General features: G+C 33.6%; 12 protein-coding genes. 6 read left to right on the top strand and 6 right to left on the bottom strand.

What is annotated here, in order from left to right; genetic code table 11:
• Nucleotides 1–62: 62 nt before the first annotated feature.
• From H0V01_12280 to paaZ, 5 genes are all read right to left on the bottom strand, one after another.
• Nucleotides 63–2,144, bottom strand: coding sequence for a tungsten formylmethanofuran dehydrogenase (locus tag H0V01_12280; GenBank protein MBA2584151.1), 2,082 nt, complete (start codon nt 2,142–2,144; stop codon nt 63–65).
• Between the two features lie 114 nt (nt 2,145–2,258).
• On the bottom strand, nt 2,259–3,023 hold the full coding sequence (locus tag H0V01_12275) for an enoyl-CoA hydratase/isomerase family protein (GenBank protein MBA2584150.1): 765 nt from the start codon (nt 3,021–3,023) through the stop codon (nt 2,259–2,261).
• 224 nt (nt 3,024–3,247) lie between these two features.
• The gene (locus H0V01_12270) at nt 3,248–3,721 is read right to left on the bottom strand and encodes a hypothetical protein (protein MBA2584149.1); all 474 of its coding nucleotides are present in this window, start codon (nt 3,719–3,721) and stop codon (nt 3,248–3,250) included.
• A 171-nt stretch (nt 3,722–3,892) separates the two neighbouring features.
• On the bottom strand, nt 3,893–4,084 hold the full coding sequence (locus H0V01_12265; GenBank protein ID MBA2584148.1) for a cold shock domain-containing protein: 192 nt from the start codon (nt 4,082–4,084) through the stop codon (nt 3,893–3,895).
• Nucleotides 4,085–4,273: 189 nt separating this feature from the next.
• Nucleotides 4,274–6,313, bottom strand: a complete 2,040-nt coding sequence (gene paaZ, locus H0V01_12260; protein ID MBA2584147.1) for a phenylacetic acid degradation bifunctional protein PaaZ — start codon at nt 6,311–6,313, stop codon at nt 4,274–4,276.
• Nucleotides 6,314–6,620: 307 nt separating this feature from the next.
• Between paaZ and H0V01_12255 the strand changes: the two genes are divergently transcribed.
• The 6 genes from H0V01_12255 (at nt 6,621) to rlmB (ending at nt 13,165) form a co-directional block, all read left to right on the top strand.
• Nucleotides 6,621–6,815, top strand: coding sequence for a hypothetical protein (locus H0V01_12255; protein ID MBA2584146.1), 195 nt, complete (start codon nt 6,621–6,623; stop codon nt 6,813–6,815).
• A 285-nt stretch (nt 6,816–7,100) separates the two neighbouring features.
• The gene (gene ung, locus H0V01_12250; GenBank protein MBA2584145.1) at nt 7,101–7,805 is read left to right on the top strand and encodes a uracil-DNA glycosylase; all 705 of its coding nucleotides are present in this window, start codon (nt 7,101–7,103) and stop codon (nt 7,803–7,805) included.
• Nucleotides 7,806–7,824: 19 nt separating this feature from the next.
• Entirely contained in the window at nt 7,825–9,576 is a 1,752-nt protein-coding gene (locus H0V01_12245; GenBank protein MBA2584144.1) for a BamA/TamA family outer membrane protein, read from the top strand.
• A gap of 388 nt (nt 9,577–9,964) precedes the next feature.
• Nucleotides 9,965–11,038: a DNA recombination protein RmuC gene (locus tag H0V01_12240; protein MBA2584143.1), complete on the top strand. Its 1,074-nt coding sequence runs from the start codon at nt 9,965–9,967 to the stop codon at nt 11,036–11,038.
• A complete protein-coding gene (locus H0V01_12235; protein MBA2584142.1) occupies nt 11,013–12,299 on the top strand; it encodes a GWxTD domain-containing protein in 1,287 nt (428 codons plus the stop codon). The genes H0V01_12240 and H0V01_12235 overlap by 26 nt, the downstream gene beginning before the upstream one ends.
• A gap of 104 nt (nt 12,300–12,403) precedes the next feature.
• Nucleotides 12,404–13,165, top strand: a complete 762-nt coding sequence (gene rlmB, locus H0V01_12230) for a 23S rRNA (guanosine(2251)-2'-O)-methyltransferase RlmB (protein MBA2584141.1) — start codon at nt 12,404–12,406, stop codon at nt 13,163–13,165.
• Here the strand turns inward: rlmB and H0V01_12225 are convergent.
• Nucleotides 13,152–14,693 (bottom strand): hypothetical protein, encoded by a 1,542-nt coding sequence (locus H0V01_12225; GenBank protein MBA2584140.1) that lies wholly within the window; start codon nt 14,691–14,693, stop codon nt 13,152–13,154. The genes rlmB and H0V01_12225 overlap by 14 nt on opposite strands.
• Between the last annotated feature and the right edge of the window lie 95 nt (nt 14,694–14,788).

The following is a 14,788-nucleotide window of genomic DNA, read 5'->3' as shown; positions in this document are numbered from 1 at the left end:
AAACCACTAAACACCTTTACTTAAATATAAGTATTATTTATGGTTTTTTTGATGATTTATCCTTAATAGGCAATGCATTTCCGAATTACCTCCTCTACTTTGGAAACAGAAGGAACCATGGTTTGTTCTAAAGTAGAATTCAATGGAATAGCAGGCATATTTTCTGAACCAATTATCTCCACTGGTGCATCTAAATAGTTAAAACAATTTTTCTGAATTCTTCCTGATAATGCCTGGGCAAATGAATTGTTAACTGGCTCTTCAGTTACAACCAAACAGCGGCTATGTTTTTTAACAGAATTAAAAACTGTTTCTTCATCCAATGGATGAATTGTTCTAAGATCCACTATTTCAATTTGTCCTGGGAAAGCTTTTGCGGCATTTTTAGCCCAATAAACACCCATTCCATAGGTAATAATGGAAAGAGTTGGCTTATCAGTTTGAGAAGGAGTTTCTAACACCATTCTTGCTTTTCCAAAAGGTATAATATAATCTTCGTCAGGCTCAATAGTTTTTGCATCCTCAGTACCTTTTATTTTAGACCAGTACAATCCTTTATGTTCTAACATTACAACCGGATTAGGATCATAATAAGCTGATTTCATTAAACCTTTTAAATCAGCACCCGTTGAAGGGTAGGCAATTTTAATACCTCTGATATTTGCTAGAACAGATTCCACGCTAGATGAATGATAGGGACCACCGCTTCCATAGGCACCAATTGGAACTCGAATAATACAGCTTACAGGCCATTTGCCATTGGTCAGGTAACAGGAACGACTAACTTCTGTAAAGAGTTGATTTAAACCAGGCCAAATATAATCTGCAAACTGAACTTCAACAATAGGTTTTAAACCAACAGCAGACATTCCAACTGTGCTACCTACTATAAAGGCCTCTTGAATTGGGGTATTAAAAACACGGTCATTACCAAATTTTTGAGCAAGTGTAGCTGCTTCACGAAATACCCCCCCCAACCTGGCTCCAACATCCTGTCCATACAGAAGGCATTCTTTATGTTTTGTCATTAATTCCTGAACAGCAAATAAAGCACAGTCCACCATTACAGTCGGCTCTTTTCCAGCGGGACACCTATTTCCTTTTTCTTCAGTGACTGGCGTTGGGGCAAAATCATGGTCGAATAAGTCTTCAGGACGAGGGTCTTCAGCCTTTAATGCTTTCTGATAATCTCCGTTTACTTTTTCTTTTGCAGCATTTTCAATAGAAGATAGTTCTTTGGCATCAAAACCACTAACTATTAAACGGTTTACGAGTTTTGGAAAAGGGTCCCTTTTTGCTTGCTCTTCCAGATCGTCCCTGTACCATTCTTTTCTAACACCCGAAGTATGATGGTTTAATAAAGGTACTTTGGCATGAATCAGAACAGGTCTTCTTTCTTTACGAATGATGCTTAATACATCTTTGATTGTTTCATAGCATTTATTAAAATCAGTGCCATCAATGCTTCTTACTTCCATCCCTTTAAAACCTTTTGCATATTCACTTGCATCCTGAGCGCGTATTTCTCTTGCATGAGCAGAAATATCCCACTCGTTATCCTGCACAAGGTAAAGAATTGGTAATTTTTTCAATACTGCCATTTGAAAAGCTTCTGCAACTTCACCTTCGGTAACAGACGCATCGCCCAAAGAACATACTGAAACGGGGTTTTCCCCATGATAATCAATAGACAATTTTTGGTTTTCCAGGTATTGCATTCCCATTGCAACTCCTGTGGCAGGAATTGCCTGCATACCTGTAGCAGAAGATTGATGAGGAATTTTAGACATATTCTCCCTTCTTAAGCTTGGATGACTGTAATAGGTTCTGCCTCCAGAAAAAGGATCATCTCTTTTAGCCAACAACTGCAACATTAATTCAAAAGGTTCAATACCAATACTAAGCAGAATAGAATCATCTCTATAGTACGGAAAAACGTAATCCTGAGCTTTTAGCTGCAATCCCAAGGCAATTTGAATAGCCTCATGTCCCCTTGAAGTAGCATGTACGTATTTAGCCGTTACCTTTGAATTTTCTTCATACAGTTCAGTCATTGCCTTTGCTGTACACATTAACTCAAAAGCCCTGCGCAAAACATCCTTTTCTATTTGAGTTCCTATCGTTTTCTTTTCTATTTCCTGCATTTTCAACTAATTTGGGAATGGTTTTAATAGTATACTTTTTTTTCTGAATATATGATTAGTCAAACAGCTACAATAGTTTTTAAGAAGTAATTCTTTTTATCAACAATTAGAATATCACTTTACCGTCTTAAATTTATTTATGGCATTTACAGTAAAATCTGAAAGAACTAATTTCCCACTTATTTCTGCTCTATCAATTAATAGTTCATCCCAGTTTTCTGTGCCTTCCCAAAACACTTTTTTCAACATAGACATGGCTTCAGGGTTACTTTTTGAAAGTATTTGTGCCAGTTCATCAATTGCATTATCCATTTTATATGTATCCGAAAACACCTCGGAATAAAGTCCATTTTCCTTTGCCCACTGAGCTGACTGCCATTTTGTTGCATTAATAGAAAGCGCCTGAAATGCTGCTGTACCTATTTTACGGGCAACAGCAGGCCCAACCACAAATGGTCCAATTCCTACTGCAAGCTCACTTAATTTAACTGAAGCTTGCTCTGTGGCAAATGCATAATCTGCAGCACTAGCAATTCCAACTCCACCTCCAACAGCCTTTCCTTGAACTCGAGCTATAATAAATTGCGGAGCCTTGCGCATTGCATTGATTATTCCAGCAAAACCCGAGAAAAACTCTTTGCCTTTTTCTAAACTATCAATCCCAATTAATTCATCAAATGATGCTCCTGCACAAAAAGTTTTTTCCCCCTCACTCTTTAATATAATAACTTTTGTATCTGAATTGTTGCCAAGTGCGGTTATTTCATGGGCAATTGCTTTTAAAAGAGTACCAGGAAGAGAATTACTCTGAGGATGAAAAAAGGAAATTGTACCAATTCCTTCTTCTAACTTAACTTCAACTTTTCCTATATCTTCCATATTTTTAATCGTTTTAAATTAAGGTACAATAATAATAAAACTAAGGCTTTAAATAAGCAAAATTCAAACAAATTAGGCATTTTGGGCAAAAACAATTAAAACTAAAATGTTTTTGAATTGCTTTGTAAAAAGGACTAACAATACAAATAGGAGTTTTCTGATTAAATCAAAAAAAAGGGCGGAATAAATTCCGCCCTTTTTAACCTAAACCTAAACAATAACCATTAATTAACTAGTTCTAATTTTTCTTTCGCATTGTTTTTAAATGCTGGAATTTTTCCTTCCTTAACCATCGCCTCGCACTTTGCTTTATGTTCCTGAAAATTTCCGAAACATAGCGCATCAAGCATTTCATTACGACTCATTTCTGGCTGGTCAAGTTTTTTACGTATTTCAGTTGAACATCTGTCAACGAAATGTTCAAATCTTTCTGGGGCCCATATAAATTCTGTTTTTTGCCAATCTGGATTTTCACGGTTTATTTTAAATTCCTGAGGAAGTTCCCCTTGAATTTTGCTTTTAATTTCGAGCGTTTCGTATCTTTTTGGCAAATTTCTATTGTCAAAAACAAATGGCCTACTAATGCTTATTACGTGCTTCTTACGCTTTGGATCAATTAACAATAACCCCTCAACCTGCATTCCTTTTTTCTTCAGGTTAACATATTTATCTTCAAACTTCTTTAAAATATCATACATGATGGTAGGTGGTTTTAAACAAACTTACGTTAATAAATTTAATTTATACTATAAATTAGACTGTTAATTATTAAATTTAAGCTAAATGGGGCAGAAAGAAAGATTAAAATTAAAAACCCTGTAATTCTCAATGAGCCTTACAGGGTTTTTGGTAAATTACCAGGAAATTATTTATGCCAATCTTACGTTAACAGCATTTAAACCTTTTTTACCTTCTTGAACTTCGAAAACAACTTCGTCATTTTCACGAATTTCATCTTTCAATCCTGACACATGAACAAAAAATTCTTGGTCAGAACCATTTAACTTGATAAAACCAAATCCTTTGGTTTCATTAAAAAACTTTACAGTTCCATTTTTCATAATAATTGCAATTAAAAATTTATTTCTACAAACATAACATAATTATTTTTAAAATATTGTAATAAAAAAATTATTTTTTCCCTGAGCGACTGCATTTTCTATCAAAAAATCAAAAAACAGCAATGGGAACAGGTGTTTTATTTGTATTTGAGTTTATATTAATAATATAACGAATGTAATGACTAAAAATTATTCTTTGCGTTGTACAAGAGTTAAAATAGTTGCAAGCGCCACAGTTTCTCCAGTTTCATCATATACATCTACCTGCCATTTTACCACTCCTTGAGCCAATTCATCCTCCCTCTTTTCCTTTGATATCTTTTCTTTACAAGTTAAACGAACTCCTATTGTTGCACCAACATATACAGGTTTAATAAATCGCAATTCATCCAAACCGTAATTTGCCAGGACTGGCCCCTTTTTTGGATCAACAAATAAACCTGCAGCTGCTGAAATAATGAAATAACCGTGAGCTACTCTGGATTCAAAAATAGAACCCTGTAGGGATGTAACATCCATATGGGCATAGAAATTATCTCCGCTAATATTGGCAAAATTCACAATATCAGTTTCTGTAACCGTTCTTTTATGGGTAACCAAAGTTTCACCTATCTCTAAATCATCAAAATATTTTCTAAAGGGATGGATTATATCTTCTTTTTGTTCAGCCCCGGGTTGATAAACATTTGTTATTTTGGTTAAGGTAGTTGGTGAACCCTGAATTGCAGTGCGTTGCATATAATGAAAAACACCCCTTATACCACCCATTTCTTCACCACCTCCTGCCCTTCCGGGCCCACCATGAACAAGATGGGGCATAGGAGAACCATGACCTGTTGATTCTTTCGCACAGGAGGCATTTACTATCATTATCCTTCCATGCATACTGGCAGCTCCAAGAACTATATCACGGGAAAAGTCATCATCAGAGGTGAAAACTGAGCAAACAAGACTTCCTCTTCCCATTTTGGCCAATTCAGTTGCCTCTTCTGTTGTTTTATATGGCATTACTGTACTTACTGGCCCAAAAGCTTCTACACTATGAGGCTGAATATGTTTAAAGGGCTCTTTACAATAAAGCAGCATGGATGGCATAAAAGCTCCTTTGTCCTTATCGGCTCCCATTACTTCAAAACTATCGTAATTACCATGTGCTACTTCACATACTTGCATAAGTTCTAACACTTTTTCTCTAACATCCCTCACTTGGTCCTTTCCAGCCAATGGTCCCATTTTAACCCCTTCCATAGCGGGATTGCCTAATGTGGTTCCTTTTAATCTTTCCGAAATAGCTTTAATTACATCATCAACCAGTTTTTCAGGGACAATAGCCCTTCGAATAGCAGTACATTTTTGGCCTGCCTTTACTGTCATTTCCCTTGCCACCTCTTTTATGAAAAGTTTAAATTCTTCTGTTTCCGGTGTTGCATCCGGACCTAAAATAGAGCAATTCAACGAATCAGCTTCCATGTTAAATCTTACCGAATTTTCTATAATTGCTTTGGATTGTTTTAGCATTTTCCCAGTAGTTGCAGAACCAGTAAAGGTTACTACATCCTGCTCTGTAACATAGTCAAGCATGTTGCCTGCACTCCCACAAATTACCTGTAATGCACCCGGAGGTAAAATTCCAGAATCAATGATTTCCTTTGCCATTAGTTCGGTAAGAAAAGATGTTACTGTTGCAGGTTTTACTATTGCCGGCATTCCGGCTAGAAAATTAACTGCTATTTTTTCCAACATTCCCCAACAAGGAAAGTTAAATGCATTAATATGTATAGCTACACCCTCCATTGGAACGCAAATATGATGTCCTATAAATGTGCCTCCTTTTGAAATAACTTCCGGTTTGCCGTCTACATAAAATGTTTCATTGGGTAATTCCCTTCGCCCTTTACTTGCATAAACAAATAAATTACCTATGCCTCCCTCTATATCGATCCAGCTATCTACACGGGTAGCTCCAGTTGCCGCTGACAAAGCATAAAACATTTCCTTTTTTGCAGTTAAATGAAGGGCTAGTGCTTTTAACATAAGGGCCCTTTCATGAAAGGTCATTTTTCTTAGAGCAGGAGATCCTGTTTTTCTTGCATATTCCAACATACTTTTAAAATCAACACCTTGTGTGGATGCGGTTTTTATATGCTCTCCAGATACCGCATTAAACAATGCCGTACCATCTCCTTCACCCTCAACCCATTGTCCTTCTATATAATTCTTTAACTTCATATTTATATCTTTTATGATTTAAGGTTAATGCCCAAAAATAAGAAAATATTGTAAGTAGCATCGAGTATTTGAAAGGATATCCATGAATTACTCCTGAAGATAAAAGAAAATAATCCTTTTTCTTTTAAAATTATCAAAAATTAATAAAAAAAGGAGTCAGAATCAAAACACCCAAATGTAAAACAATCATTTCTCACTAATAGTTCTAAATACAAAAGTAAAAACACCACAAGAAACACCAAAAGAAATAGCGTACCTTTGAAAAAGAAATGAATTAATTTTTGCATTTAAGATAAAAGACAGAATTATGAACTTAAAAAAAATATTTGGAGCCCTGCTTACTCTCTTGGGTGTAATTGGTCTTATTTATGGAGCCATACTTTTTGTAAATATTTCCAATGACACAGTAAACACCAGGGCCCTCATTACCTATGGAATAATAGGATTTATCTTTTTCATTGCCGGAATCGGCCTTATTCGTAATTTGGATGATAAAGAATAATCCTTACGAATTACTTAAAAAGGATTGATTTCAAATAAGCATTTAAATTTACTAAGAGTTCGAATTCTAGTTCTCTTTCTAAATAAAAGCATCTCACACAAGTCTAAAATATACTATTTTTACTTTCATTGAAAATAAACGATTTTTGAATTTTGAACGTTAGTAATAATTACAAAAAGTCCAAATTGAAAATTACTTCCTTTTTGTTATTTTCCATTGCATTGCATAGAAACAGAAACAATAGTTATTATTAGCTTATTTATTGATTAAGTAATAAACATAGAGGTGCAAAATTTTAAATTCACAAAAAAAGAAATTGAACCGGGATGGCAAAAAGTGCTAAAAGAAGAATTTGATTGTTTATATTTTAGGGATTTAATGCAGTTTGTTGAGGAAGAAAGCAAGGAACATTCTGTTTACCCTCCATTTAATCAAATCTTTTCAGCATTTAACAAAACTCCTTTTGATAAAACAAAAGTGGTAATTATTGGACAGGATCCTTATCATGGTCCGGGCCAGGCGCACGGATTAAGCTTTTCTGTATTTGAGGGGATAAAACTTCCCCCTTCTCTTGTAAATATTTTCAAAGAAATTAAAAATGACCTTGGATTATCAGTTCCTTCAAAGGGAGATCTCACCCCTTGGGCAGAACAAGGAGTTCTATTGTTAAATGCTACTTTAACTGTAAAGGCTCACAATGCCGGTTCTCATCAAAAAAAGGGTTGGGAAACATTTACGGATGCTGTAATCCGAATTATTTCAGAGAAAAGGACGGGAGTAGTATTTTTGCTTTGGGGAACTTATGCACAAAGCAAGCAAAAATTAATTGATACCAGCAAACATTTTGTTTTGAAAGCAACTCATCCTTCACCACTTTCAGCATATAGAGGTTTTTTTGGATGTGGTCATTTTTCTAAAACAAATGAAATTCTAAAAAAATTGGGTTTAAAAGAAATTGACTGGAGCTTAAATACGAATAAAGCACAATAAACTTTTTATAAAATTAATTTTGTTCAAAGCATTCTATCTGACATTGTTTTTTTGCGCGCTTTTTAGCTCCGCAACTGCACAACATGCTTTTGATTTAAAAATTGAATTATCCGATTCCATATTAAATGAAAAATCTTTGCGAAAATTAATTAACGCAAAGCATAAAATCTCTAGTGGAGCAGAAAGGAACAAAAAAATTCAAAACCTGCTTTTGGCTTTTTATGAAAAAGGATATTTAGCGGCCACAATAGATAGTCTGGTTCATGACAGTCTTTATTCAACCTGTTATATAACTGCTGGCCCTACATACAAATGGGCAAGATTATCTCCTGGAAATGTTAATGAAGGTATGTTGAGCATCGCAGGATTTAGAGAGAAGGTATATTTTAACAAACAATTGCATTTCAATGAGGTGGAAAATCTATCACGCAAACTTTTAGAATGGTCTGAAAACAATGGTTTTCCTTTTGCATCTTTTAAGCTGGATTCTTTGAAATTTTCATCCTCAAATACAATTGAGGCATCATTAAATTTGCAAAAAAACAAGGAAATACGAATCGATAGTATTGTTATTAGAGGCAATGCAAAAATAAATCCTGTTTATTTCTATAATTACATTGGAATTAAACCTGGCGACCTTTATGATGAATCAAAGGTAAAAAAATTAACAGCCAGAATAAAAGAGCTACCATTTTTAAAGGAAACCAGGAGCTTTGAAATAAGTTTTTCAGAATCTGTATCAAAACTTGTTTTTTTTCTTGATCATAACCAGGCAAGTCAGTTTGATGGTGTATTGGGTGTATTACCCAACAATGATATTCCGGGCAAGATATTACTTACAGGTGATTTACAACTAAAGTTACTAAATTCATTTGGAAGTGGTGAATTAATTGATTTGAACTGGCGAAAACTTCAGGATGAAACACAAGATTTAAAAGCTCAGTTTACCTATCCCTTTGTTTTTTCAACTCCCTTTGGAATTGATGCAAAACTTGATCTATATAAAAAGGATACTACCTTTTTAAATGTTAACTCAATTATAGGGATTCAATATATTTTGAGTGGAGGCAATTATTTTAAAGTTTTTATGAATACAAAAAATTCAATCATCTTATCAGATTATGGTTTGGAATTTCTTTCTCAACTCCCCCAATATGCAGATGTAAAAACCATATTGTATGGCATTGGATATAAAAATGAACACCTTGACTATAGGCTGAACCCAAGGAAGGGCCATCGATTTATACTAAATGGAGCTGCGGGAAACAGGAAGATTTTGAAAAATCCAAAAATCAAAGAAGAGCTTTATGAAAACCTGGCATTAAAAACGGTTCAATATGATCTTAATCTTGCAATTGATTATTTTATACCACTTTCAAAAAGAAGCACATTAAAATTAAGTAATTCTTCATCTTACCTAATTAGCCCTTCAGCATTCGAAAATGAATTATACAGAATAGGCGGATTAAAAACACTCAGGGGCTTTGATGAGGAATCTATTTTGGCATCTTCTTTTTCCATGTTTACAGTAGAAGCGCGTTATTTGCTTGAACAAAACTCCTACGCCCATGTTTTTTGGAACGGTGCCTGGTATGAAAATAATACAATGAACAAATTTGTTACTGATACTCCCTGGGGATTCGGAGCTGGAATGAGTTTTGAAACAAAAGCAGGAATTTTCTCCCTTAACTATGCACTTGGAAAACAATTTAATCAGAATTTTCAACTTCGAACAGGAAAAATTCATTTTGGGATTGTCAATTATTTTTAATCCTGATACACATTTTTAAATCTTTTTTCTCCTATATTTTCTCTATATATTCCATCAATACAGGGATTGTAAGTAAATAGCAACTGTAAATAAATTATTCTTAATTTTACAGGAATAATTTATTTACATGGAATTTATTTTTTTAATAACAGGATTAATAGCAGGAATTGCCTCGGCTTACTTTTATTTTATTAGCAGGCTTTCAACTCAAAAAATAAATAATACTCAAGAAACATTTAATCTTCAACAGGAAAACATCAAGCTGCAGGAAAGGTTAACTTTTATTTCACTAGAATCTGAAAAGATTAAGGCTGAAATAAGCCTTGAAAGAGAGAAATCAAATGCTGCCAATCAGCGGTTAGCAAGAGCTGAAGAAGCATTTAAGAACATGAATGACAAGCTTGGAACTCAAAAAGCAGAAGTGGAACAACTTCAGGAAAAGTTTAACACTCAATTTGAAAACATTGCAAATAAAATTCTTGAAGAAAAAAGTAAAAAATTCACGGATCAGAATAAAGTAAACCTTGATCAAATAATAACCCCACTAAGAGAAAGAATAAAAGATTTTGAGGAAAAGGTTGACAAAACATACAAAGCTGAATCAGATGAACGAATTACCCTTAAGGCAGAAATAAAAAACCTTGTAGATTTAAATAAACAAATAAGCCAGGAAGCCAACAATCTTGCAAGGGCAATGAAGGGTGACAATAAATTTCAAGGTAACTGGGGAGAAATAATTCTTGAAAAAATTCTTGAAAGATCAGGCCTCATTAAAGATCAAGAGTACAAAACCCAAGTTAATAGCTCTGACGAAGAAGGAAAAAGAATTTTACCAGATGTTGTAATTTACCTTCCTGATGAAAAGCACATAATCATTGATTCTAAAGTTTCTCTTGTAGCCTATGAGTCTTATGTAAATTCAACTACTGAGGAGAACAGTTTAATATCCATTAAAAACCATATTGAATCAATCAAATCTCATATTAGAAATCTTAGTGAAAAAAATTACCAGAACTCCTCAAGTTTTAATTCTCCTGATTTCGTTTTACTTTTTGTCCCCATTGAATCATCATTTGGAGTAGCAATACAGGCAGATCAGGAACTATTTAATTACGCTTGGGAAAGAAAAGTTGTAATTGTTAGTCCATCAACCCTTCTTGCAACCCTACGAACCATTGCATCAGTTTGGAAACAAGAAAGACAAAATAAGAATGCATTGGAAATTGCACGACAGGGGGGAGCTTTATTTAACAAATTTGTAAGCTTTTTGGAAGATTTGGAAAAAATTGACAAAGGAATTAAAGCCACTGCTATAGCATACGATAATGCAAAAAAGAAATTAGAAGGACATGGGAGTCTGATTTCACGGGCTGAGAATATTCGCAAGCTAGGAGCAAAAGCAACCAAAGCAATCCCTGAAACTTTTTTAACTACTGATGATACAGAAATCGCACTTGATTAAGTTTGATAAATACCTGATTATTATTTTTGCTTTAATAGGCATTTTGTTTTCCTGTGAAACAAATAAAAGAATAAGCAATCAGAATGTAGCTTTTTTATATAAAAGAGAAGCTGCCTCATTCAACCCTGAATTTTCAGTTCTTCATATAAACGATAGTGTTTCTGAACTACATTTTAAAATTAGCAGCAATCAAGTTCTTTACGCAAGAACAGCACCCGGAGCACCTTTTTCAGCCAATGTAACTCTATCCTACAGGATTTTTGATGATTATGAAGCACGTTTAACTTATGATACAAACAGTGTAAATATTAAGGATGTAGCAAATGAAGACCAATTGCGTGATTTAATTAGCACCATAAAATTTAAAGCCCTAAAAGGTTTTGATTATATTATGGAAATAACAGTTACAGATATTAACCGAAGCAAAACAAAGAAAACCTATATTACTATTGAAAAAAACAACTTAAACAACCGGCAGAATTTTTTAATGAATTCTCCTGAAACAGGCTCTCCCATATTTAAAAATCATATCAATAGCAACAGCGTTAAAATTAAATATGGTTTTCCTGCAACAACAGCTTTTGTTAGGTATTACAAAAGGGATTTTGAAATAGCGCCTCCCCCTTTTGTCACACTAAATCACCAGTCTTTTCATTATAAAGCCGACAGCATTTTCGAACTCCCGGTAAATGAAAATAATATCCTTATTGAAAATTTTAAATCCAAAGGTTTTTATCATATTCAAATCGACAGCGCCATAAATAAAGATGGCTTTACTTTGTATCATTTCAATGGAAATTTCCCGGAAATAAAAAATACTGAGGATATGATAAACCCTTTGAGGTATATAACCAGTAAGCAAGAATTTGAGGGGCTTGTAAATGCCGAAAATAAAAAAGAAGCCTTGGATAAATTCTGGCTTGATCTTGCAGGAAATCCAGAGAGAGCACGTGAATTAATCAGTATATTTTACAACAGAGTTCAGGACGCTAATTTGCATTTCACATCCTATATCGAAGGATGGAAGACTGACAGAGGAATGATTTATTTAATATTCGGCCCTCCGAATGTAATTTACAAAAGTGTTACCAACGAAAGTTGGATTTATGGAGAAGATAAAAACCTGATGTCTCTTAACTATAATTTTTACAAAGTGGACAATCCCTTTTCCGCCAATGATTTTAGCCTGGAAAGATCCGTTATATATAAAACAAACTGGTATAGGGCCGTTGATATATGGAGACAAGGAAGAATATATTGATCTATACTATCAAACAAAAAAAAATATTTCCTGAATGGCTATGAATTTTAAATTAATTCACAAATTCCTCTGCAATTATATTAATTTTGACTTTTAAATAAAAGATGAACTACAGGAATCAGGAAGAAAAAAGCCAATTAATTTTTGGAATAAGGCCTATAATTGAGGCAGTTAACTCAGGAAAAGAAATAGAAAAAGTGTTAATCCAACCGGGGTTAAAAGGCGATAATTTTGGCGACCTCAAACACCTTTTAAATAAAAAAAACATTCCCGTTCAATATGTTCCTCAAGAAAAACTTAATAGGGTTACTTCTAAAAATCATCAAGGAGTAATTGCATACGTTGCTCCAATTGTTTTTGGTGATATTGAAAATATTATTCCTGAAGTATATGAAAAAGGAAAGCAACCTTTTGTTTTAATCCTTGATAGAATTACTGATGTAAGGAATTTTGGTGCAATTGTACGAACTGCAGAATGCGCAGGAGTGGATGCCATCGTTATTCCCTCAAAAGGTTCTGCACAAATCAATGCTGATGCTTTAAAAACTTCCGCAGGAGCACTATTTAAAATGCCTGTGTGCAGGGTGGAAAATCTTAAAGCGATAATTGATTTTTTAAAAGATAGTGGATTAGATATTATTGCTTGTACAGAAAAAACGGATCAATTGTTTGACACTGTAAATTACACCAAACCTCTTGCAATAATTATGGGATCAGAAGAAGATGGAATATCTCCTGAATACCTGAAAAGAGCTGATTACAAGACTAAAATCCCATTGCTGGGATCAATTGGATCACTAAATGTTTCTGTGGCAGCTGGAGTAATTCTTTTTGAAGCAGTAAGACAAAGGCTTAAAGCAGTTTAGAAACTGCTTTTTCCTTTACAATTTCAGCAAAAGAGCGTTGATTTATTTTAGATTCAAGCCAGGAAATAAAATCTATATATTGCAATGCTATTTTTTCATTGCTGTCTTTAACTATTTCCTGTAAACCACTTTTAATTACTTTAAACAATATTCTCCTTTTCTCTGGATCAGCAGTTTTGGCCATCTTTTTAAAATAACGCAAAATCAGCATCTCAAACTTATAGTCCCTCTTGTGCTTGATATGGTAGCGTTGAGTTGATTTTGTTATATATTCGAGAAGATCAATGTTTTGTAATTCAAAATGAATAAGAAGGTTTAATATCCTTGCAAAGCTACAAATATCATGTCTTACTTTAGCCTCATTATCATTTAGTAATTTATTAACCCAAACAAGGGCTTTATTAAACTCACCTGCTCCAAAACATAAATAGGCAACATTATAGTAAAAAAGTATTTCAGATTCCTTATTTATTTTTCCTTCGAACTCTGCCATTCCATTTACAATGGAATCCAATTTCTTTATGCCTTTTTCAAAATCCCCCATTCTTGCATAAGCAAGTAATTCAGAATTGCTCGTTGACATGAAAATTTTCATCTTTAAATCAACATTCTTATATTCCTCTTTCTCCACAAAACCTTTCATCGTATCGATAAGGGCAAAAAAGTTTTCATGTTGCCCTGCTTCATTGTATGCCAAAAGCAAATAATTGAAGGTTTTAACACGTCTTTTCTGCAAATCTTTTGCTATTGATGGATTCTTATCCATCTTTTCTAAAACTTTTAAAAAAAAACTAATTGTATCGTCAAAATCATTGTTCGTAATGGCACATAATCCTTTTATATAATAACACATTGTGGAAGCCCTCACAGAAAGAGCTGTGTTTTTACCCACAATTAAAGGATGGTTTGAAACGCGTTCCACAATTTCACGCTCTTTTTCATTTCTAGAATAACCTCCTTGCCGAAAAACATAGTTTATTTGGGAATATAACATCTGATACTCCCCTAGATTACGCATTTTTAGAATGTTTTCAACTTCTTCTCTATTTAATTGATCAAGATTGGTTTCCAAATCACCAAACAATTGTTCCTCATCAGCCAACTGCTTCTCCCAATTTAATATTTCAAAAATATAATCGAATTTTTCATATTCATAAGATATTTTTTTTGCCCTATTCACAACTTTGTTACACTCATTGTAAAGTGTTTTATTATACAAAATTTCTATATCCTGAAGTAGTTCCTTTAATATTGAGCTTATAGAGCTCTCAGAATGGAACATTCTCAAGCTTTTTAATATCTGACTGTATAAATGATTTTTTTCTGACGGAAAATGCTTGATAAAAGCAGCATCCTTAAGCTTAACTTTTATGATATTCTCATCATAAGTGTTTTCTTTTTCGATAGCATCAAAAAGTTTCAGGTAGTTTTTTTCCCCAGACTGTAAGGAAGAGTATAATTTAAAATAGCGCTTTTCTGATTTTGTTAAAGATTTTATCAGATAAAAAAGCTCATTTGTAGGTTTCATAGTATTTATAGAATATTCAAATATAAAAAAAACAAACTACAATTCAAGCTGTTACACTAAAACAGTGTGAAATAATTTTTATTTCACACTGTAAA

The sequence above is a fragment of the Bacteroidota bacterium genome (assembly GCA_013696965.1).
Classification (GTDB): Bacteria; Bacteroidota; Bacteroidia; order JACCXN01; family JACCXN01; genus JACCXN01.
The sequence above is the reverse complement of the archived record's forward strand: the minus strand, read 5'-3'. Positions and strand labels throughout refer to the sequence as shown.